Origin of the sequence: Rhizobium sp. 2MFCol3.1, from assembly GCF_000377565.1 — a bacterium.
Taxonomy (GTDB): Bacteria; Pseudomonadota; Alphaproteobacteria; order Rhizobiales; family Rhizobiaceae; genus Rhizobium.
Genome location: NZ_KB898363.1, coordinates 197024 through 218530 on the forward strand (window position 1 = coordinate 197024; position 21507 = coordinate 218530).

Annotated in this window: 22 protein-coding genes; 13 read left to right on the forward strand and 9 right to left on the reverse strand. The window is 57.8% G+C overall.

Annotated features, from left to right (window positions below; genetic code table 11):
- Nucleotides 1-117: 117 nt before the first annotated feature.
- The 7 genes from D460_RS0120755 to D460_RS0120780 form a co-directional block, all read right to left on the reverse strand.
- Nucleotides 118-1020: a LysR family transcriptional regulator gene (locus tag D460_RS0120755; RefSeq protein ID WP_026283356.1), complete on the reverse strand. Its 903-nt coding sequence runs from the start codon at nt 1018-1020 to the stop codon at nt 118-120.
- A gap of 125 nt (nt 1021-1145) precedes the next feature.
- Nucleotides 1146-1556 carry a hypothetical protein gene (locus tag D460_RS33415; RefSeq protein WP_018900510.1) on the reverse strand — a complete coding sequence of 137 codons (411 nt, stop codon included), beginning with the start codon at nt 1554-1556 and terminating at the stop codon, nt 1146-1148.
- Nucleotides 1557-1588: 32 nt separating this feature from the next.
- A complete protein-coding gene (locus D460_RS0120760) occupies nt 1589-2038 on the reverse strand; it encodes a carboxymuconolactone decarboxylase family protein (RefSeq protein WP_018900511.1) in 450 nt (149 codons plus the stop codon).
- A 155-nt stretch (nt 2039-2193) separates the two neighbouring features.
- Nucleotides 2194-2766, reverse strand: a complete 573-nt coding sequence (locus D460_RS0120765; RefSeq protein ID WP_018900512.1) for a hypothetical protein — start codon at nt 2764-2766, stop codon at nt 2194-2196.
- Between the two features lie 78 nt (nt 2767-2844).
- On the reverse strand, nt 2845-3309 hold the full coding sequence (locus D460_RS0120770) for an Rrf2 family transcriptional regulator (RefSeq protein WP_037111757.1): 465 nt from the start codon (nt 3307-3309) through the stop codon (nt 2845-2847).
- Between the two features lie 78 nt (nt 3310-3387).
- A complete protein-coding gene (gene hmpA / locus D460_RS0120775) occupies nt 3388-4596 on the reverse strand; it encodes an NO-inducible flavohemoprotein (protein WP_018900514.1) in 1209 nt (402 codons plus the stop codon).
- 166 nt (nt 4597-4762) lie between these two features.
- Nucleotides 4763-6532, reverse strand: coding sequence for an IS200/IS605 family accessory protein TnpB-related protein (locus D460_RS0120780; RefSeq protein WP_196809349.1), 1770 nt, complete (start codon nt 6530-6532; stop codon nt 4763-4765).
- Nucleotides 6533-6908: 376 nt separating this feature from the next.
- Between D460_RS0120780 and D460_RS0120785 the strand changes: the two genes are divergently transcribed.
- From D460_RS0120785 to D460_RS0120820, 7 genes are all read left to right on the forward strand, one after another.
- Nucleotides 6909-7169 carry a hexameric tyrosine-coordinated heme protein gene (locus tag D460_RS0120785; protein WP_018900516.1) on the forward strand — a complete coding sequence of 87 codons (261 nt, stop codon included), beginning with the start codon at nt 6909-6911 and terminating at the stop codon, nt 7167-7169.
- Nucleotides 7169-7588, forward strand: a complete 420-nt coding sequence (locus tag D460_RS0120790; protein WP_018900517.1) for a cupin domain-containing protein — start codon at nt 7169-7171, stop codon at nt 7586-7588. The genes D460_RS0120785 and D460_RS0120790 overlap by 1 nt, the downstream gene beginning before the upstream one ends.
- 231 nt (nt 7589-7819) lie before the next feature.
- Entirely contained in the window at nt 7820-8479 is a 660-nt protein-coding gene (locus D460_RS0120795; RefSeq protein ID WP_051110812.1) for a c-type cytochrome, read from the forward strand.
- On the forward strand, nt 8476-9723 hold the full coding sequence (locus D460_RS0120800; protein WP_018900519.1) for a cytochrome c: 1248 nt from the start codon (nt 8476-8478) through the stop codon (nt 9721-9723). The genes D460_RS0120795 and D460_RS0120800 overlap by 4 nt, the downstream gene beginning before the upstream one ends.
- Nucleotides 9724-9903: 180 nt before the next feature.
- Entirely contained in the window at nt 9904-10467 is a 564-nt protein-coding gene (locus D460_RS0120810) for a cytochrome c oxidase subunit II (protein WP_018900521.1), read from the forward strand.
- Nucleotides 10457-12082 carry a b(o/a)3-type cytochrome-c oxidase subunit 1 gene (locus tag D460_RS0120815; protein ID WP_018900522.1) on the forward strand — a complete coding sequence of 542 codons (1626 nt, stop codon included), beginning with the start codon at nt 10457-10459 and terminating at the stop codon, nt 12080-12082. The genes D460_RS0120810 and D460_RS0120815 overlap by 11 nt, the downstream gene beginning before the upstream one ends.
- The gene (locus tag D460_RS0120820; protein WP_018900523.1) at nt 12079-12879 is read left to right on the forward strand and encodes a c-type cytochrome; all 801 of its coding nucleotides are present in this window, start codon (nt 12079-12081) and stop codon (nt 12877-12879) included. The genes D460_RS0120815 and D460_RS0120820 overlap by 4 nt, the downstream gene beginning before the upstream one ends.
- Before the next feature lie 484 nt (nt 12880-13363).
- Here the strand turns inward: D460_RS0120820 and D460_RS0120825 are convergent, their stop codons facing one another.
- Nucleotides 13364-14290 (reverse strand): LysR family transcriptional regulator, encoded by a 927-nt coding sequence (locus tag D460_RS0120825; RefSeq protein WP_018900524.1) that lies wholly within the window; start codon nt 14288-14290, stop codon nt 13364-13366.
- 221 nt (nt 14291-14511) lie between these two features.
- Here D460_RS0120825 and D460_RS34610 point away from each other — a divergent pair, with 221 nt between their 5' ends.
- The 6 genes from D460_RS34610 to D460_RS0120855 all read left to right on the forward strand — a co-directional run bounded on the left by D460_RS34610 (nt 14512) and on the right by D460_RS0120855 (nt 21031).
- Nucleotides 14512-15096 carry a flavin reductase family protein gene (locus D460_RS34610; RefSeq protein ID WP_018900525.1) on the forward strand — a complete coding sequence of 195 codons (585 nt, stop codon included), beginning with the start codon at nt 14512-14514 and terminating at the stop codon, nt 15094-15096.
- Nucleotides 15093-15521, forward strand: a complete 429-nt coding sequence (locus D460_RS33425) for an ester cyclase (RefSeq protein WP_018900526.1) — start codon at nt 15093-15095, stop codon at nt 15519-15521. The genes D460_RS34610 and D460_RS33425 overlap by 4 nt, the downstream gene beginning before the upstream one ends.
- Nucleotides 15522-15523: 2 nt before the next feature.
- Entirely contained in the window at nt 15524-17125 is a 1602-nt protein-coding gene (locus D460_RS0120840; RefSeq protein ID WP_026283358.1) for a 4-hydroxyphenylacetate 3-hydroxylase N-terminal domain-containing protein, read from the forward strand.
- A 78-nt stretch (nt 17126-17203) separates the two neighbouring features.
- Nucleotides 17204-18286: a maleylacetate reductase gene (locus D460_RS0120845; protein WP_018900528.1), complete on the forward strand. Its 1083-nt coding sequence runs from the start codon at nt 17204-17206 to the stop codon at nt 18284-18286.
- Nucleotides 18279-19202: a dioxygenase gene (locus D460_RS33430; RefSeq protein WP_018900529.1), complete on the forward strand. Its 924-nt coding sequence runs from the start codon at nt 18279-18281 to the stop codon at nt 19200-19202. The genes D460_RS0120845 and D460_RS33430 overlap by 8 nt, the downstream gene beginning before the upstream one ends.
- Nucleotides 19203-19675: 473 nt before the next feature.
- Complete coding sequence (locus tag D460_RS0120855; protein WP_018900530.1) at nt 19676-21031, forward strand: HEPN domain-containing protein; 1356 nt, start codon at nt 19676-19678, stop codon at nt 21029-21031.
- Between the two features lie 258 nt (nt 21032-21289).
- Here the strand turns inward: D460_RS0120855 and D460_RS0120860 are convergent.
- The coding region (locus tag D460_RS0120860; protein WP_018900531.1) for a transposase domain-containing protein at nt 21290-21507 on the reverse strand (218 nt) is incomplete at its 5' end.

The window sequence follows — 21507 nt, forward strand, 5'->3', positions numbered from 1 at the left end:
TTCTCCTGAAGATATGGCCGTTTCGGCCGTCGCAGACAGAAGATGCGTCATTCAGAGGCTGCCGATAATCCGGGCAATTAGGGAAGGATATGCAAGCCACGCTGGACAATCGAGACGTTACGCCATCCACTTTCGATGCTCGGCGAACCGTTCCGCCAAGAGGTCAAGGAAAAGCCTCACCTTCGTTGGGAGATGGCTGCGGTTGGGATAGATCGCGTTGATTGTGAATTCGACCGGGCTGAACTTAGGCATGATCCGAACCATCCGCCCCTCTGCGATGTCCTCGAAGATGACAAAACTCGGTGCGAGAAAGATACCCTTACCGGCTTCCGTTAGATACCGGAGCGTCTCCGCGCTGTTCGAGATCACGTTGCCCGCGATCTTGACGCTTTGCTCGGAGCCTGCCGCATCTTCAAACCGCCACTCGTCACCGAAGGGGTAATAGGCGTATCGAAGGCAATTGTGCACGGCGAGGTCTTCAGGCTCCTCGGGCATCGGATGGTTTTCAAGGTATCCGGGAGAGCAGCACAGAACGTGACGCCAAGGCGTCAGCTTTCTAACGACCAAACTTGAATCCGGGGGAGGGGTTGTCCGAATGGCGAGGTCGTACCCGTCCTCGATCATGTCGACCATCCGTTCGCCGATGTTGATATCAAGCGAAATCGTTGGGTAACTCTCGAGAAACTCCGTCACGATGGGATTAAGAAACCTGACAATTGCGCTGCTGGTGTAAACCCTCAGCGTACCTCTGGGCGTGGTATTAAGCGCGCCGGCAGTCCGGTCGGCTTCTTCGAGATCGCCGAGTATCTGGACGGAGCGCTCGTAATAGTACTTGCCCGTCTCGGTTAGACTGACCTTCCGGGTCGTCCTGTTCAGAAGACGCACTCCCAACCTGTCTTCCAGCGACTGGACGTGGTTGCCTACCATGGTCACCGACATGTTCAGCCTTCGGGCGGCTGCAGAAAATCCTCCGCTTTCCACGACACGACCAAACACGAGAAGACTTGTAAGACGATCCATATGTCCACCGATTGCGGGCTGAAAGTTGGCGGTGCTTCCGCCTGGCTAGCAGATTTCACACCCTCACCCTGGCATGCCACCTCTCAACTCGTGTTTCAATACGTCTCGATGTTGCCGGGAGAAGTTCACGCTTCTTTCGACTTTCTTAAGGTGTCGGCTCTCGAGTCACCGTCGAGGTACTGAATGTAGGTGATACGCCCGTGGGAGACTTTGATCCAAAGCGAGAAGGGAGTTGCGACATCTTCGCCCGAACACATAACCTCGGTAACGGTGCCAAAAGCAGCAACATTAGCCCCCGCTCCGAAAATAGAGCTGACGGTTACGCGCCGAGTTGTGGAGCAGTGGAGTAGTGCTACTGCGGCATCCAGAACGTCTGTTTTACAGTCGTCCAGTCCGGGGAGCCGTGACACTTGACTAGGTAACACTCCGTCAGGGGCGATGAGGGTGACGTCTCCGGCAACGATGTTCGAAAGTGTTTTCTTGCATGCGGGGAGCTGTAAAAAGCGTCTTACGATTTCAACAGGTTGGGTCTTCATGTCTTGCTCCTATCCGGGCTGTCTCCAGGGTGTCAGTGTCCGATGCTCGGAGGGACGCGGAAGCTTATGGCCATACGATCGAGCACATTCATAAGACCGATCGCGATGGTTAGGTCGGCGACTTCCTTCTCTTCGAAGAGGCCGCGGATTTTAGCGAAAGCGTCGTCTGGGACATGCGAGACGCTGATCAGGGTGACGGTTTCGACCCATTGAAGGGCGGCGCGTTCCCGCGCGTCGAACAAATCCCCGGCCTCGCGCCAAGTCGACGTTAAGAGTATCTTCGAAATCGGGACGTTGTTTTCCATCAGACCGCGGCTGTGCATTTCCATGCAGTAAGCGCATCCGTTGATCTGCGAAACTCGGAGGTAGACGAGGTCGATAAGTTCCGTGGGGAGACCGCATTGGCTGATGTACCCGTATGCAGCGCCGAATGCTTGCATCCCTTCGGGAGCGAGCGACTGGTAGTCTAGTCTCTGTGCCATTTGGAGTCCCCTGGTTCCAGGGCGCTTTGCGCCGCATCTAGGGACTTTATGGGAGCTGGTGGCCAGCTATAGAACAAGCTGGTCGCGGGTTTTAAAAACCGGACGAAACTGAACCGGTGCGTCCAAAGCGGACGACATGTCGCCGGCCGCCCTGATCACGGCGACTGGTCGCCTCTCTCACGCTCGGCTTTGGCGATAAGCGCCCTGATCTCGGTCCTCAAAGACCTGAAACTATCGTTTGTTTCGTCATTGCCTTGGGGCAAGCCCGAGCGATCTTTATCGTCCATCACGCTAAGGTAAGCGCCGTTGACCTGCGCAATCTTTCCCGCGTCAGCTGTGTCGGGGTGCGTCGAAACCGAGGTATCGGATGACTGCGACGCCGTAACGGGCTGCACTTGGACGTCCCCGGGTAGGGGGTCCGAGTGATCCGCAGCAGACGCCCCGTATTCGCCCATCGCTGAGGAAATCTTGTGAAGCAACTCCTGGGCAAGTCTTACGACGACATCCGGAGGGAAACCGGAGCGCCTGAGGAACTCCAGTTCCTCTTTGGCGTCGGCGATCTTTTGGGCTGCCCGGGCCTCGGCGTCGCCATCGTCGGCCAGCTGACGCCATCGATCCGCGCTCCATACCTGATCGCTGGAGAGCGTAGTGGCATCTTTCTGCGTCGAACCCGACTTGAGCGTCGTGCGGGTCATCAGTTCGAAGATGTTGCTGGATGTTATTTGCATTGGTCTCGAGCCGGATCGTTGTCGATGACCAATGCGCTTCCGGCCTTGCGCAGGCCTTTCGCGTTCGCTCAGGAGTGGTCAGTGGGCGGCCAAGCCGCTCGTCGAACTGTCCAAACCTAGCAAGGATCGAAGAGGAACGGTCGGCCTCACGAGGTCGGCGAGTGTGTAACCGTCGAGTGTCTCGAGGAATGCGGCCGTTGCTGCCGCGAGCGCTCGTTTCAATACGCAGGCCGGCTGGATGACACACACGACGGCACCCTTGGCTTCAAAGCAGGGAACGATGGCGAAATCTGGCTCGCAGGCGCGTACGATTTCCCCGACGCTGATTGCGGACGCGGATTTGCCGAGGCGCATTCCTCCCTGCCGCCCGCGCACCGTTTCGACAAGGCCCTTTTGCCCGAGTTCGTTGGTGATCTTCATCAGGTGTGCCTTCGAAATGTCGTACGCTTCCGCAACCTCGGATATCGTGGAGAGCCTGTCGTGGTTCAGGCAAAGGTACATCATCAGCCGCAGGGCAAAGTCGGAATATACCGTCAGACGCATGCTTTGCTCCGTCATAAACATCTATAGGCGATGTAGCATAGCGACGGGGCAGCGGCCAAGCCGCCCCGTCGATGGTATTTACTCTTGCAGGCCGTCCGCCGGGCCGAAGAACTCGTAGTGAATTCTGTTCTGGTCCACACCCGCCCGTGCCAAACCGTTAACGAACGCGGCAAGGAAGGGTTTGGGACCGCAAAGGTAGAAGTCGGCCTCTTCAATAGGAGTATTGGCTGAGAGCCAATCCACCGTGATGTAGCCTTTGTGATCGTAGTGTTCGCCTTGCTGATCGTGCTCGTGGGGATCGCCGTAAAAGAATGCTGTATTGGCATTCTGCTTCTTCTCTCGGAGCGTACGCACGTGCTTGCCCATGGCGTGAACGCGCCCGTTCTGCGCCGCATGAACGTAATGAACGTCAACGGCCTTATCGGAAGAGACGAGTGCTTCGAACATGCTGACCATCGGGGTAAGGCCGACGCCGCCACTCAGGAGGACGACTGGCCGCTCCGACTCCTCGCGAAGGAAGAAGTCTCCGGTCGGCGGGGCCACCTGTAATATCGAACCCTCGTGAACGTTGTCGTGCAAATGGTTCGAGATCAGCCCGTTCGGCTCTCTCTTCACTGAGATGCGGTACGTGTGGCCGTTTGGCGCTGACGAAATGCTATAATTGCGTTTCTGTGGGCCAAGGCCGTCGATTGGGATGCGGAAGGTTAGATATTGCCCCGGCTTGTGGAGCAATACCGGACCGCCGTCCACCGGTTCGAGGACAAACGAGGTGATGATTTCGCTTTCGTCGACCTTACGAGCAACCCTGAATTCCCGCCAGCCGATCCAGCCGCCGTGGGCCGCCTCAAGCTGGTCATAGACCGCTTTTTCCCTTCCGATCAGGATATTGGCAAGAAACCAGAAAGCTTCGCCCCATGCATCGAGGACAGGCTGAGTAGCCTTGTCGCCGAGAACGTCACCGATCGCACCGAGAAGTGCCGTTGCGACATAGGGGTAATGTTCCGGCTTGATGCTCAAGCCCACGTGCTTCTGCGAGATACGCTCCACCGCAGAGGCGAGAACACCGAGGTTGTCGATATTCTGAGCGTAAGCCAGGATCGCTTGGGCGAGCGCTTTCGTCTGTCGGCCACCTTCGCCCTGGTTTGAATGATTGAACAGTTCGCGCACCTCTTCGTCTTTAAAGAGGCGCTCATACATTGCAGCCGTGATGGCGGTTCCATGGGCCTGCAGGGCGGGAACGGTGGCCCTGACCACCGCCTTGGTTCCTTCGCTCAGAAGCTTTGACATCGGTCATCTCCTTTTTGTGTTTTGACTGATGGCGGGACGATTAGGCTTTTAAAGATATATCTGCAATATATGTTTTCACCTTGCGTTGTTCTGTCGCATCTCCGGGTATTCGTCACGTATGGTTGAACACAAATCTCACCCACCGAAACGAACTTCATTTCAGGAATTATTTCCCGGCACGTTGCCCACCCCTGGCAACGTGACTGAAGCGGCTTTCAGCAGAAACGTCCTGCCTCTTCCGTAGAACCATGGAGCGGTTCTCCGCTCCGCCCGCCAGGGTTCCGCCGCCTGCCTGTGACAGTTGCCTGCCCCAAGCCTGCGATTTCCCCCTTTTGGGTCGCGGCCTTCGCCGCGACGACCCCAGCGCTGCAAGCGCCTTCTGATACTCCTTGTTCAGCCCGTTCCACCGCGACCATACATGCCTCGACTTCGGAGCGAGCTCCGAGGCGTCCTTCCTTACAGGTAGGTCGAGGGTGACATGATCGCAGCCATTCGTCGGCACCTTGACGGTACCACCCGAGGAACGGGGCAGTCTTTCGGAATAACCCATTGCCCGTCGGGCAATGGTAACGGATGCGGCCTCGTGGACGCTCAAGCCGTAGCGGCGAGCAAACTTCACGCGACCGATGATCGATGTATAGGCAGGATTGGCCCGCCGTAGTGCCACGCCTTGGCGCGCGCACGCAGAACCGAGGGCTTTCCCGAAGGCACTGAAGGCAAAGGACGACAACATCCGGGCGTAGCGCGCGTCTTTTGCATCCTTCAGCGTTCTCTTCTTCTCGCTGAAGTCCAACTGCTCACAGACGACGGGCACGCCCAGTCGTTCTGCTAGCGCTACGATTTGGGCGGCGACTTTGCGGATCGCGTCCTGTGCCTGGTCGGAGGTCTTGCCGTAGGTCACACATGGAAAATTGAAGACCTCTACCGGGTTGCCGTCGCGATCGACCAGCGCCGCCGACACATGTCCTGCGTTGAGATCGACGCCGAGCGCGCCGGCGCTGAAGTCCGGCGTCTTCCAATCCAGGGCATGATCGATGCTGACCGCGACCTTCCAGCTCTTCGCGTCACGCACGAACTTCACCGTCACGGGCTTGCGGGTCGCCAGAGCTTCTTGGATGACGTCGTTTCCATGATTGAAGGATAGGCCGCGGAAGTCGACGCATGCGATTGTCTGACCCGTCACCTTAAATGTCCTCGTGGCGAGATGTGCCAGAGCTCTCGGAAGCCGCAGCTCCAGATCGAACCGGCCATTGCCGCGCGGTCGCAGGCGGGCGAATTGGTTGCCGCCTTCCTTTCTACTGTTGCCATCGAGGGTGAACTGCGCAGAGCGTGCGGCTTTCCAAGCACATAGCCACTCCGCGTGATCGGTAAAGCCATTTCCCTGTAGGTCGAACTGCTCGCGGAACAGCTTTTTCGAGCCGAAGCATAGCGTCGGATCGACCGCTTGGTCGCGCGCTGTCTCGTGCTTCGTCACGAGGATTCCAAGACGCCGCTGGTGTTGATGAAGTGCGAACCGCAGTCCCTGGATTTCGACAGTGACACTGTCGAGCTCCGCTGTGCGGGCGTGATGCTTGGTGAGAAGCTGCTTCAACGCGAAGAGTTCGTCGGCGCGGTGTTTCTCTGTCGCGATCATCATGGACGAGCGACGCTTCTCGACCTTGGCGCTGACCGCCGCCAGTTCCTCGGCCAGCTTGACCCGCGCCTTCTTGGCGCGCGCCAAGGCCAGTGTCTTGCGTTTAATGTCGGTCTTCTTCGATGCGACCTTCTGCGCGAGGTCCTTGGCGTGCTCCTTAGCGAGCTCGGAGACAGACGCCAGCTTTGCCACCTGCTGGCGATACGCCATGTCGAGATGAACGGACGAGATGCCCAGCGGCTGGTAGAACGAAACTTTCAGATCACCGGTCCACGACCGACCTGCCTTGAGTTGCGCCAGCAACAGACGCTCGGCTCGGCTCATTAGGTCGGCATATTCGGCAAGAACGGGCGCAAGACGGGCCGCTTTACGCCCCTCTGATATCAGCCTTGTCTCGAACGTCCTGATCAATTTCTTGCTTGCGCATCGTGTTCCTATGAACCGATGCTCAGTGCGAAAACCGCCGGCGGCAATAGGGCCGATAGGAATCTAGTCAGAAGTCGAGATTAGCGGTTTTCAACCATTCGTGACGAATACCCACATCTTCTTGCGTATGCCGTGTTGCCTCCAGACGTGGTCGCGAAGATCGCGTCCGTTTTGTGCTAGCCCCGCCCTGTTCGTGACAGATATTCGCGATCGCGGCCGCTAGGAGTCGGAGTCCTAACGACGGAGAGGATCGATGGCTGAGCCCTGGTTGACTTCATTAATTACGCCCACCCCACAGGCGGGTTGGGAGCTGGCGATAAAGCTTTCCCGCATGGGGGTTAAGGTGACCCAACCGTCCGACGAGGTCCGCTCCAGGCTAAGGGAGGTCTACGAGCAGGACGCCGACAGTCTGATTCTCGTGTCCCAAGTTATCGCGATCAATTTCCAGACAGTAGCCGCTGCCAATAACCACTGGAACAAGCAGCCTGTGGCTGCCCAAGAAGGAACCGTATGATGAACACGCTCCGTATCGCGACATGTTTGGTAGCCGCGACCTGCCTCCAGTTTTCGGCGTTGGTTGCGCGCGCGCATGATGTCGGCGAGCATGTGCAACCGGTTTTCCAGCATGAACTACCCAACGTCCCGGGCAAGAGCATGATCGCCGCGGTTGTCACCTACGAACCGGGGGGAAAGTCCCCGGCGCATCACCACGCCAAGTCGGCATTCATCTTCGCTCACGTCTTGTCCGGATCGATCCGGAGCAAAGTGAACGATGGAGAGACCAAGGTCTATAAAACTGGCGAAAGCTTCTACGAAGAGCCGGGTTCCAGTCACTCGATTAGTGAGAATGCCAGTGAGACGGAATCCGCGAGCCTCTTGGCGGTTTTCGTCGTGGATTCTGACGACAAGAAACTGACCGTGCCGGACAAATAGCAAGGCGCGTTGACTGGGGGCGGTTCTGTTCGCAGCGGCGGCCGTCAGCCGCGGCCGTGCCGCGACGATTCTGCGCAGATACGGCCACGGATGTCCGAATTGTCCAATTCGCGCGTAGGCGATGACCGTAGAACCTCGGGCAGGTCGCGTCTTAGATAGATGGGGTGGCGAGTGAAAACCGGAAAGACCATCTGTTTGGCGTTCTGTTTGTCGCTGTTGGCGAGCGGACAAATGTTCGGGCAGACCATATCAGCGCCCGACACGATGGAAGCTCGCGTCCAGCCATGCACCCCGTGCCACGGCGCGGCCGGTAAAGGCACCAACGATCCGTACTTTCCGCGTTTGGCGGGAAAGCCGTCGGGATATCTCTATAACCAGTTGCTCGCCTTCCGTAGCGGCCGCCGCAAGTACCCGCCGATGAACTACCTCCTGCAATTCATGCCGGACGACTATCTCAAGAAAATCTCAGATTATTTTGCCGATCAACGGCCGCCTCTGCCAGTCGCTACTGCCAACGAAGTGAGCCAAGCCGTCCTCGCGCATGGCGAGGCCATAGCCAAGCAGGGAGACATCGAGAGGGGCCTTCCGGCGTGCGTTAGCTGTCACGGTGCCAATTTGACAGGACAGGAGCCCGCCATTCCGGGCTTGCTGGGGTTGCGCGCGACATATCTGAGCGCGCAGCTGGGAGCTTGGCGATACGGCACCAGAACTGCGATAGCGCCGGACTGCATGCAGATCGTGGCGGGACATCTCACGGAAGACGACGTTCGCGCGGTCGCTGCTTGGCTAGCTTCTGTGACAGCGCCTGCAGATGCATCGCCGGCTCCCGCGAACAGCTACGCTTTGCCTTTCGCATGCGGAAGTCAGCCAAGCGGAGACGAACACAAATGAAGAAGCTTCCGATCTCCATTGTGCTCGTCCTGCTCGCCTCGGTTTCCTACTCGCAGGAAACTAAGCTCAAGGCCACCGTCGATCCCTCCGTCATTGCCAAAGGCGAGTATTTGGCGAGGGCAGGTGACTGTATCGCCTGCCACACCGCTCCCGAGGGCCGTACTTTCGCCGGCGGGCGTGCCATGCCGACGCCGTTCGGCACGCTCTATACATCGAACATCACTCCCGATGCGCAAACCGGGATCGGTAAGTGGAGCGCCGACGACTTCTATAAGACCATGCCCGATGGCCGCTTCCCGGACGGCGGATTGCTCTACCCCGCAATGCCTTTTGCGTCCTATACGAAGGTGACCCGCGCCGACAGCGACGCCATTTATGCCTATCTCCAGACGGTTGAACCCGTCTCGCAGAAGGATCGTGAGCACGAGCTGAGCTTTCCATACAACAACAGGTCACTCGTACTCGGTTGGCGAACGCTGTTCTTTCGCGAGGGCGAATTCCGTCCTAACGAGGACAAGTCCGAGGAGTGGAACAGGGGTGCCTACCTTGTAGAGGGCCTTGGACACTGCGGGATGTGTCACACCCCAATCAATGCGCTTGGCGGAAGCTCCGACTCCGAAGCTTTCAAGGGTGGGCTGATACCGATGCAGAACTGGTATGCTCCGTCGTTGACCTCCAACAAGGAGGCGGGTCTCGGTGACTGGAGCATCAAGGACATCACCGATCTGCTTCAAAAGGGCGTCTCGGCGCGCGGTGCGGTCTACGGTCCGATGGCGGACGTTGTCTACAATAGTCTCCAGTACTTGAGCGATGAAGACACCAAGGCGATGGCGGTCTACCTAAAGAGCATCGCGCAGGATTCGCCCGAGCCGCCCAGCTCGCGACTGCCCCGCTCGGAAAGCAGTTTGCTGATCAGCCTCGGGAAGACGGTTTACGACGGCCAGTGCGCCAGCTGTCACGGTTCGAAAGGCGAGGGAAGGCCGCCTCACTATCCTCCGCTCGCGGCAAATCAATCCATCCAGATGGAGTCAGCCGTCAACGCCATCCGAATGGTTTTGAACGGTGGTTACGCACCCGGCACCAAGGGCAATCCAATGCCGCATGGAATGCCGCCGTTCGCTGTCACCCTGTCCGACAATGAGGTCGCGGCCGTCGTCAGCTACATCAGGACATCATGGGGCAACCGTGGGACGACCGTCAGTGCCGACGAGGCTAACGAATTGCGCAAAGCGCCCCTTCAGTGAGGTCTCGATGATTGATTCCAGTGAGATTGATGTTTCGAAAGCAAGGGACGACGAGATCGAACAGATCGTGAGCTCGGGTCCGATTGGTGCGTTGACCGTCGCCGGGATAGCGACCGCATTGGTCGTGTTGATGTGGGTGCTCTTTTACGCACTCGTGTTCGTTCCCCGGGGAGGGGTAATATGAGCGATGTCCACGAGGGTTCGCATAGCGCAGGCGTCGCCGCCAGGATAGAGAAGCGATGGGCGGCAATCTCGATCATCATCATAGCTTTTCTAACCGGGATGGCAGCCTACGCGGGCGTGCATCAAGCAACGATGCCTCAGGCCCAAGTCGAGACGATCGACCCGACAACCCTTCACCTTGGGGGTGAGTTCTCCGAAGGCAATTTGGGTAGCGCGATCGAGCCTGATGGCTCAGTGACCGTACGCGCGATCGGACAACAGTATTCGTTCGTCCCGCAGTGCATTCTTGTCCCGGCGCGCACCCCCATTACGTTGCGAGCCACCAGTGCCGATGTGGTGCACGGCCTGTTGGTGCAGGGCACCAACGTGAACACGATGCTGGTTCCCGGTTACGTTTCCGTCCAGCATGCCAGCTTTTCCGAACCCGGCGAGCACCTCATGCCATGTCAGGAATTCTGTTCGGTCGGACATGAGGGGATGTGGGGCCGCGTGAAGGTCGTGACGAAGGAGGAGTTCCTGGCTCTCTCCGAGACGCAGAGGAGGCTGAGCTGTGCTAAGTAGCAAACGCCTGATACTGGCCCATTTCTGGTTGGCCTTCGGCCTCTTCGGTCTGGCGCTTCTGCTCGGTGCCTGGCAGATGTTCATTCGCAGTCCTATGGCTGCGTGGATCGGAAATCCGGAGTGGTACTACAGGTCGCTGACGGCCCACGGGACAGTCATGGCCTATGTCTTTCCCACGCTTGTCGCCATGGGTTTTGGATACGCCATCAGTGAGAGCTCCCTGAACCAGAAACTGGTGGGGAGACAGTGGGCATGGGCAGGCTTTTGGCTTGTTGTGATCGGCAGCGTAACGGCAATGGTGCCGGTCTCGCTCGGTTGGGCCTCCGTCCTGTACACCTTCTATCCGCCCCTAATCGGTAACCCCGGCTACTATATCGGCGTCGTCCTCGTCGTCTTGGGGTCTTGGATTTGGGTCGCGTTGATGGCGATCAATCTCGCGGTCTGGAAGAGGGCCAACCCGGGAGCCGCAGTCCCTTTGCCGATGTACGCCAACGTGGCAAGCTCATGGCTGTGGGGTTGGACGGCCGTTGGGGCAGCGGCGGAGCTAATTTTCCAGCTTCTACCGGTCGCGCTTGGCTTCAAGTCCACGATCGACGCAGGCCTCGCCCGCGTATTCTTCTCCTGGACCCTCCATGCGATCGTCTATTTCTGGCTCATGCCGACCTACATCGCCTACTACACGATCGTCCCCAGGGCGATCGGAGGAAAGCTCTACAGCGACGCCATGGCTCGCATCTCTTTTGTCTTGTTTCTCGTCGTGGCAATGCCCATCGGTATACACCACACATTCGCCGATCCGCAGGTCGGAGCAGGGTTCAAGTTCATCCATTCTGCCTTTACGGCGATTGTGGCCCTCCCGACGTTGCTGACGGTTTTCAACATTTGCGCATCGGTCGAAATCGCTGGTCGCCTGCGAGGCGGTCGCGGTCCGTTTGGTTGGTTGCTGGCTTTGCCCTGGCGCAACCCGGTCATGCTGGCGGTGGCGTTCTCGTTCATCATGCTCGGCTTCGGAGGCGCGGGCGGCCTGATCAACATGAGCTATCAGCTTGACGCTTCGATCCACAACACCCAGTGGATCACGGGACATTTTCACCTGATATTCGGCGGTGCGATCGTGATCATGTATTTCGTCATCGCCTACGATCTTTGGCCCCATCTTACCGGGCGCGAGATCATGTCGGTCGGTCTGATGCGGCTTCAGCTGTGGCTCTGGTTCATAGGAATGATCGTGACGACATTCCCCTGGCACTACGTCGGCATATTGGGCATGCCGCGTCGCATGGCGTTTTTCGACTACAGCGACCCGCTGATTGCGCCCGAGGCCATCCCTGTGGTGATGTCGGCGTTTGGGGGATTTGTGCTCCTCGCGTCCGCAATCGTGTTCTTTGTGATCTTGTTCCGCAGTCAGTCTGCTCGTCCCGCTGAAGCCGGACCCTACCGTTTCGCTGTCGCTGTCCACCCACCCATCAGGGTGCCGGCAGCTTTGAATGGGCACGCGTTGTGGATTGCGTTGATGATCGGGTTGACCATCAGCAACTATGGTTTCCCGATCGCGCAGCTTGCATGGCGGTCCGATACGAATGTCCCTGCATTCTACGTCGGAACACAAAAATGAGCGACGACCGTCTCTTTGATCTCAAAAACAAATGGTTGCGTGTCAGCGTAGGTTTGGCCACAGCTGTATTTGTCGCCTCTGCGGCTTATGGATTTGTCGTTTCGCCCTCTCTGGACGGCACCGCGATCGGAGGCATCTGGGATTCCATTTGCAGCGCCGCCGGTGTTCCAAGCAAACGATCGGCGGACCAGGGTGAGGTCGCGCCGTATCAGACATCCGCCGTGGTCCTTCGAGCATCGGAATTCAGAAATCCACCGGCGGATTCCGTAGGTAGAGGAGCGACCTTGGCGCAGCAGTGCGCTATTTGCCACGGCCCCACAGGGATCAGCAGGGCGGACTCGCCAAATCTGGCGGGGCAGTACGCGAGTGTCATCTACAAACAGCTGCTAGACTTCAAGTCTGGAGCCCGTGTGAATGCCGTGATGAGCCCCTTCTTGAAATCCATGACCGAGCAGGACATGCGCGACCTGGCGGCGTATTACGCGTTCCTACCGCGTCTTCCGGGCTTTCATCCGTCGGACGCCGACGCCGCTCCTTTGATCGTTCAGAGCGGTTCCCCCATGCGCGGTATCGCCCCGTGCGGGTCATGTCATGGAACGATCGAAAACAAATCTGGAAGTCCGTGGCTCGAAGGGCAGTCAGCCACGTATATCAGAGCGCAGCTTCATTCTTTCGCGGCAGGCTCCCGTACAAACGATGTCAGTCAGCAGATGCGGACCATCGCGCGGCAGATGACCGAAGCGGAAATCTCGGCGGCTGCGGAGTATTATGCCTCACGACCGCTGGGCTCAAACTAAACGGTTTGGGATGTCAAAAAGAGGCCGTCCTCCGGCACGACGCATCGCCAGAGGACGGCCATTCCCGGCGGGAGGGGAGCAGCCGGGTGCGGCGGGAACGGAGCCGCTGAAGGATGGGGGAGAACCGCTCCTTCGACAGCTAATTTAGCTCTCGCGAAAGTCTCCATCTTGTACGTTTGGTACCTCGATATAAACTGACGGCCATGTTCGATGCGGGCAGAAGGCGCATCCAAGCCGAATGCATTCCACCACAGCGCGAGGGACGGAATTCCTGATGATCATCGAATAAGATTGACGCCACCAGTCGCCAGTTTTGGCTGCCATCAACATGCGTTGCTACATGATCGAGCCGCTGGCAGTATATCAGCTAGAAGAATCCGGCGATCAAGGAACTCTTTGTCTGCATTAGCAAGGGCACGTGGTGGACCACAGAGGACTCACCAGGCTGATCGAGCGATCTAATGGGACGCGGAACAATATCGATTCACGTACCAGAACCGGCGATCGATGCCGCGATTTCTGAGAGCTGAGTTCGCAGCCATGCGTGTGCGAGGTCACTCGTGTGCCGCGCGTGCCAGAACGTCCGTTCGTGGATGGTGGGAAGCTGCACAGGCGGCTCGTGGCCCGTGATTCCGGGAACTCCTAGCTCCCTGATGCTCCGTTCCAGAACCAGGCTGATCATGTTCGAATTTCGCAGGAGGAATGGCACAAGCACAAAGCTTTCCACCGTCGCCGTAATCCTGCGTCGGATGCCTTGGCGTGCCAAGTGCTGATCGGCTAAATTGAACTGCCGATCCAACCCAATTCCGTAGGCAAGATGCGATGCCGCGAGAAATCTCTCGAGGGAAATACGACCGTTGTCTAGGACCGAGCCGTTTCGTGAGTCAGCAGCGCACAGCCATCGATCGCTGATGAGCGGTTCGGAAGGAAAGTCGCTGTCCAGCATCAACTCACTTGGTTCGATCACGACATCGACGCGGTCCTCGAGCAGCATTTTCTCTGTCTCCCTTGAGCGCGGGAGCATGTGTACAGTGACGTTCGGCGCTTGCGTTTCCAGCCTGCGAACCAGCGGCTGAAGGATCACGAGAATGGCGTAGTCCGAAGCACTGATCGTGAAGGTCCTCGTATCGGTCGCGGGGTCGAAACCTCCCTGTTGCATAAGGGTTTGCTGCACCTTGCTCAGAGCATCCCGGAGCGGCTCCACCAGGCGTTCAGCGTTTTCCGTCAAAGCCAGTTGCCGACCGACGCGGACGAGGAGAGGGTCGTGGAATATGTCTCTGAGCCGGGCGAGTGCGGCGCTGGTGGCTGACTGACTTAGGCCGACTTCCTCACCAGCGCGGCTGACGCTTTTCTCCCGCAGAAGCGCATCCAGAACGACGAGGAGGTTCAAATCGACTGCGCGCAGGTTCATCAGGAGGCCTCTGATCTATTTATGCGGTGGATAGATATATTCTGAATTATCGATTGGACACATTACGTCAGAAACGTAACATCGCTGTCAATAAAAATTAAAACAGAGTGGGAACGTCGAGCAATGACCTCGTAGAGGCCAAGAAAGCTCTTCCGTTCATCGAAGTAAAATTGAACCAGCAACGGCTTGCCTAGAAGTATCTCGGCGGCAAAGGAGTGGCTATGCGCAATTTTAATCTCGAGAATTCCGCCGGTAGTGGTGAACTTGCTGGCGATGCCAGTGGATGGGAGCTGGACGCGGGCCCTGACTCGCTAGCCTTCCGCTCGGCGATGAGAAGGTTTGTCGGTGGCGTGACAGTGATTACGACCCTTCATGAGGGGCGACCGTGGGGCATGACGGTGAGCGCCTTCACGCCCGCATGCATGGAGCCGCCTACAGTGCTCGTCTGCGTCAACAAAGATACTGTGACGGGGGGTGACATAACCAAAGACCGCCGGTTCGCCGTGAACATCCTCAGCCAGGATCAGATTGAGATTTCTCAACATTGCTCCCGACCGCGGGAAGACAAGTTCGTGGACCATTTCGTCGTTCCAGCCGAGGAGGTGCCTGGTCGGGTTCAAATGCCAGTTTTGAAACACTCACTGATCACCTTTGACTGCAAAGTGAACATGACCATCGTCGCCAGTAGCCATCTGGTGATCCTGGCTTCGGTGTCCTCCATTCTTGCTCCAGCTGCGAAGAGGCCGTTGCTCTATGGCGAGGGCAGATACATGCACGGCATCTCCCTCGAGGCAGTAGCGGTATGAGCACCGCAGTCACCGCGAGAGAAATCGCCAGCGAGCTTTACCAAGCTTACAACAGCCACGACACGGCGGCGGTGGCGCAGCTTTACGCTGAAGATTCCTCCCATGTGGATGTTGCCCATGGGCATCCGAAATTGGGCTCATCGGAAATTTCCGAGGGACTAGGCAAGTTCTTCCAATGGTTCCCCGATGCGGCGTGGGACGTCGCGCAGATCATCTCGGCCGACAGCGACCATGTCGCCGTCACTTACACCCTGAAGGCGTCCCTGCAGGCGGCGATGGGTCCGGTGGAAGCGCATGGTCAGAAAATTTCGCTGCGCGGGGTCCAGGTTCTGACGCTGCGCGACGGGAAAATCCAGCGCAGCGAAGACTATTGGGACGCTGCCACCTTCCAGAAACAACTCAGCTTTAACACGAAGGAGATATGATCATGAGATCAGGCAAAGAATATCTTGAATCGTTGCGGGACGACCGCAAGGTCTATGTCGGCGGCGAGTTGATCGACGATGTGACGACACATCCCAAGACGCGTGGCTACGCGCAAGCTATCGCAGACTACTACGACCTCCATCTCAACCCTGCCAACCAAGACATCTGCACGTTCATCGATGACAACGGGCAGCGCCAGTCGATGCACTGGTTCCTGCCGCGGACCAAGGAAGACACCGTTCGTCGGCGCAAATACGCCGACTTTATCTTCCGTCATTTTAAGGGTGGCATCTTCACGCGCCCGCCGATGGGCATGAACTGCGTTATGTTCACGCAGGTCGACGACCAGGAGCCGTGGGCAAAAAACTCGCGTTTCAAGAACGGACAACGCGACCTCAGCGGTAACATCCAGCGCCAGTGGGAGGAGGTGACCAGCAAAGACCTGGCCATCTCGCCGATGTTCGTTGACGTCCAGTTCGACCGCGGGAGAACGGATGCGCTCGGAGAAACTCCGATGCTCAGCATTGTTGAGGAGCGCGACGACGGCATCCTCGTCAAGGGATGGAAGGCCATCGGTACGGCTCTTCCTTTCGTCAATCATATTCTGGTCGGCAACCTTTGGCGTCCGGGCCAGACACCGGACCAGACGATCTACGCGCTTGTGCCAATAAACACTCCAGGGGTTTCCGTCGTCGCCCGCGAATCCCGTGTCGTGCCGGACGCCGACCCATATGACCGCCCTCTAGCGACGATCGGCGACGAGCTCGACGCCATGGTCTACTTCGACGACGTCCTGATCCCTTGGTCCCAAGTCCAACATTTCGGAAATCCGGACCATTCGAAATGGTACCCGCAGCGTCAGTTCGACTGGGTTCACCTGGAAACCCAGATTCGTCACTGCGTCCACGCCGAACTCATGGTCGGCCTCGCGCTTCTGCTAACTCAATCCCTTGGAACCAGCGCCAACCCAGTTGTGCAGTCGCAGCTGGCGGAACTCATCCGCTTCCGCGAGACCTGCACCGCCTTCATGTTGGCAGCCGAGGAAACGGGCTTCGCGACGCCGGGTGGCCTGTTCAAGCCGAACAACATCTACATCGATTTCGGTCGGGCTCACTACCTCGAAAACCAGCCCCGCATGGTGAACATGCTGATCGAGTTTTGCGGTCGCGGCATCGTTCTGCAGCCAACCAAGAAGGAGCTCGATCACCCGTATCTCGGCCCGAAACTCGCGGAAGCTCTTCGAGGGCCGGAAATCAGTGCGAATGACCGTATCAAGATTTTCCGCCAGATCAGCGAGCGATTCCTCACCGAATGGGGCACCCGCCACGAGATGTTCGAGAAGTTCAACGGCACGCCGCTGTACCTGATCAACCTTCTCACGTTGCAGCGCACGGAATATCACGTCGATGGCCCGCTTACGGCGCTTGCCCGTGAGGTCCTCGGCTTCGGTGACACAGCGGAGCTGGGCAAGCGCGCGCAGGAAGCCGAGAAGACCTCGCACTACGCGAACGTGCGCTTCCAGCCAGAGTACGCCCGCGCCCAGGATGTGCACGAAGGGTACATCGGGTCCACGAACGAGCGCGTAAGCGAAAACGCAGCTTAGTAGTCCACCCGGTCGGCGGCAGCAGTCGCCGATCGGGCCTTACGGTAACACAGCAGTTGGCTTGGCCTTGGAGGAAGGATGCGCTCGTTCACATACACCGCCGCGCCCGCACGTGTCATCTTCGGATCGGGCACAATCGAGCGACTAGGAGACGAGATTTCCCGTCTGGGGCTGAAGCGCGTGCTGTTCCTTTCGACGCCTCACCAAGCCGCGTTCGTCCAGGGTTGCGCAGAGAAAGTGGGATCGGTGTCGGCCGGAAATTTCTCCGGTGCGACGATGCATACTCCCTTCGCGGTTACTGAGCGTGCTCTCTCGGCGGCGAGCGAGTTGGATGCGGACGGGATCGTGGCCATCGGCGGAGGATCGACAACCGGCCTCGGAAAGGCCATTGCCCTGCGCACCGACCTCCCTCAGATCGTCGTGCCGACCACGTTCGCTGGCTCGGAGATGACATCGATTCTGGGGGAAACGAATGACGGCCGAAAGGTTACAGTTACCGATCCCAGGGTGCGACCCGAGGTCGTCATTTACGATGTCGAGCTGACGAGGAGCCTTCCGACCGAAATCGCTGTTGCAAGCGGCATGAACGCCATGGCTCACGCCGTCGAAGCGTTGTACTCGCAGGAGAGGAATCCCGTTGTAACGCTAATGGCTTCCGAAGCGATCAGGTCTCTGAAGGTAGCCCTGCCGGGAATTGTTGCCGGCAATCCCGAAGCCCGTAGGGTTGCCCTTTACGGGGCGTGGCTGAGCGGCATTTGCCTCGGATCGGTACCGATGTCGCTGCACCACAAACTCTGTCACACATTAGGTGGGCTGTTCGATCTGCCGCATGCAGATATGCACTCGATACTGCTGCCGCATGTAGTCGCCTACAATATGCCTGCAGTCCCCGAGGTCAGAACGCTGCTGGGCGAAGTTCTCGATCACGCCGATCCCGCGCGCGCGCTTTTCGCGTTCAACACGACGCTTGGGATCAAAAGATCGCTCGCAGAAATCGGGATGCCTTCGGGTCGGATTGAAGACGCGGTAACGGCCGCAATTTCAGAACCCTATTGGAACCCGCGAGCTCTGGACCGCGCAGGGATCGCGTGTCTGCTCGAACGTGCGTACGCCGGGGATGAGCCCGTAGCGGCATCGGAAGAGGAGAAAAGCCATGGATAACAGTCCCAACCCGACCCAGAGACCTTCATTTCTCGAGGAGCAGAATTCCGTTTCGGTCGTCAACTCCCGTATGGGGAACGACGTCAGTCCCCGCATGCGCCGCGTGATGTCGGCTGTCGTCAAGCATCTACACGAGCTTACCATCGAAGTGGAACCCACTCACGACGAATGGAAACAGGCCATCGAATTCCTCACCGAGGTCGGCCACACCTGTACCGACTGGCGACAGGAATTCATCCTCCTGTCCGACGTGCTCGGCGTTTCGATGCTTGTGGAGACGATCAACAGCCGCCGTCCGAGCGGCGCGACGGAGAATACGGTACTCGGACCGTTTTACGTTCCGGAAGCTCCTCGCTATCCGAATGGGTCCAACATTTGCCTCGACGGCAAGGGCGGGCCGTTGGTCGTCAGGGGTAGGGTGACCGACCTCGACGGCAAGCCGATACCCGGTGCGCTGGTGGATGTATGGCAGACAAACGACGATGGTTTTTACGACGTACAGCAGAAAGGCGTACAGCCTGACTGGAATCTTCGCGGCGTGTTCACGGCGGAAGAGGACGGCAGCTATTGGTATCGCTCTACTAAGCCCCGGTTCTATCCAATCCCCGATGATGGCCCTGTTGGAAAGCTTCTCGAGAAACTTGGTCGTCATCCAAACCGTGCCGCCCATATTCATTTCATCGTCAGCGCTCCGGGATACGATCCCGTCATCACGCACATTTTCACTGACGACTGTCAGTATCTGTATGAGGACGCCGTGTTTGGGGTTAGGGAATCGTTGATCGCCAACTTTAAGACGATATCTGACGCTGCCGAAGAAGCTGAGGTTGGGCTTGCAGGGGTAGACTTCGCCCGTCCCTATCACTTTGTGGAAACTGATTTCGTTCTGACCAAGCGAGCAGACATCGATCTATAGGGCGTGGATGCCTCCTGCCGGACCTTTGGGCTGACTGGCGAGGGCATCGGTTGAGGTGTAAGGTACGAGGCAGATACAATGTTCAGCGCGGTGATCGAGCGTGTGACGCTTTTTATGGAAATCAACTCGATCCTTTGAGGAGATAGCGCGCGGTGTGGTTTGCATCAGAGAAGTCTTCTCTGATGACGTTGCGTTCCCCGCGCTTCTCTGGAGTCGGTCGCAGACGAGGCGAGCGCTCCACCCATCGAAGAACTTCGCTACAAGGCGGCAGTGGCAAACGATGAAGAGGTAGTCTCGGCCTTTGAAGTGTATGGGCTGTTAATTCGCCTTATCGAGCCGAGATAAGAATCGCCGATGTTCAAGAGTTTGAAGAAGCGGTTATGCGACCGTTAGGTCACCGAAACGAGTGAAAACGACTTTTGCCGTGAATGTGAATCGGAAAGAGTGCTAGGTGTTGAGGACGCGAGGATGGCATGAAGAACGAGGCGCAGCTCATGAAACTCGCAGTAGAGTATGTAGAAGCGTTTCGCGCAGCTCTCGTTACAGGTCATGACGATTACAAAAGGCTAGTTCGCAGTCGCAACAATGGTTTCAGCACTGGAGCGCGGGGGACGGTAGAGTTCACTGAGCAGCTTGTCGAGGCAGGCCGTAAGTTGAGTGACCTCGCGACATTGTCGTTTGGTCCCGCTCGCATTCATGCTAAGTCGGTCGAAGAAGCTGCTCGGTCGGTCCTCTTCGATTCAGACGGAGAACTTCCGCCAAAAACAGTTGCGCGAGACGTAATAGCGAATATCGCCGCTGCTGCGACGAAGACGCACCGAGTAATCCGTCCTAACCAATTGTTCCGACTGGTCGATGGTGTCGATGAAGTTAATATAGGACCAGTGCGCATAGTGAGGCGTGACCTATTGAGTGCTGAGATAGGCACGACCAATAGGGGGGTAAGAATTACCCCGCAAAAAAGCCAGAGCGAAGCCATCACCGTAACTCATTCCAACGATTTGGCAGACACAGAGATACATCTGCCTGAGGTTTGTTGGGATGTTACGATTCAAGGGATGCCGCAAAAGATCGAGCAAGAGGCGCTCTGGCTGGTTGATGTCGCAGTGTCGTTCGCACGGTTGCAATACAAAGAATATTCGGGGCTCTTTCCTCGTCTTAAAGATATCGAGCCCCATCCAGTCAGACCGTATCAATGGATGCAAGAAGGCTTTGTCGTGAGCGCAGACGCTGGTCTTCGTTTCGGGGGCGGGACCGCTCCGACCTGGTACGAGGTTGGTCCTGCGTTGGTCGCAAGATTCTCGGAGGCGAAGACTCGTTACTTGGCCGAGGTGGTGTTTTCTCCCCCAAGCCGATCAGTGGCCGAACGAATGCAGCAAGTGCTGGGATGGATGTCTCGCGCTCGTCAGGAGGCGGAGCCGGCTGAACGCCTCCTCCTGTTTTTTACGGCAATCGAGGCGCTGCTCTCGAGTTCTGCCAAAGACGTGCCGATCACGGAGACGATCGCGCGGGGCGCGAGCGTTATCTGGTCGGCCGATCAGGCGACCAGATCATCCTTCTATAAAGCCGTCAAGAAACTTTACGACATACGGTCGAAAGTCATTCATAACGGTTTTCGAAGTGTAGCCGAGGTCGAGGCGAGCAACGTTCACTACATAATATGGAACCTCTCGTACCTTGTAATTCACAAGGTCGACTTAAAGCAATCGCACGCTGAGTTTATTGAAGAACTGAAGGAAGCGAGCTTCGGTCGAAAATGGAATCCGTCTGGCGTGGCTCTCGAGCCGGAGGGCGGTGGCGTCGCTAAGACCGCCGCCGCCGATCAGTGAATATCAACAGACAGCCTACGCGGGATCGCTCCAATTCGGAGCGGCGAAACTGAGATTCTCCGTGGTGATGGCTTGGCAACTTGCTAGCCCCGGCAAGCGCCGGCCGATCTATTCGGAATGAATCCGAAAGCGCGCCTTAGGGCGTCGAGGGCGGCCCGCGGTTCCTCTGGCGCAGTCTCAATGTAAGCGCGATTTTCCATGCGCGTTGACGGCTGTTTTAGGGCCAGGTCGGCTACATTGAGAGCGACATGCGGCTAATTAGGCGGCTGAGTTTCTGGAGAAGTTGAACGGCAGCAGGTCGCCAATGCCGGCAGTTTCTTTGCGCTGAGGCAACTCAGTGAGCGCATGGCGCAGCCAGGCGAGCGGATCGACGCCGCAGGCGCGGCAGGTCAGCATGAGACTGTAGATCACGGCGCTGGCTTTGGCTCCATCGACGGTATCGCTGAACAGCCACGATTTTCTTCCGGTGGCAAAAA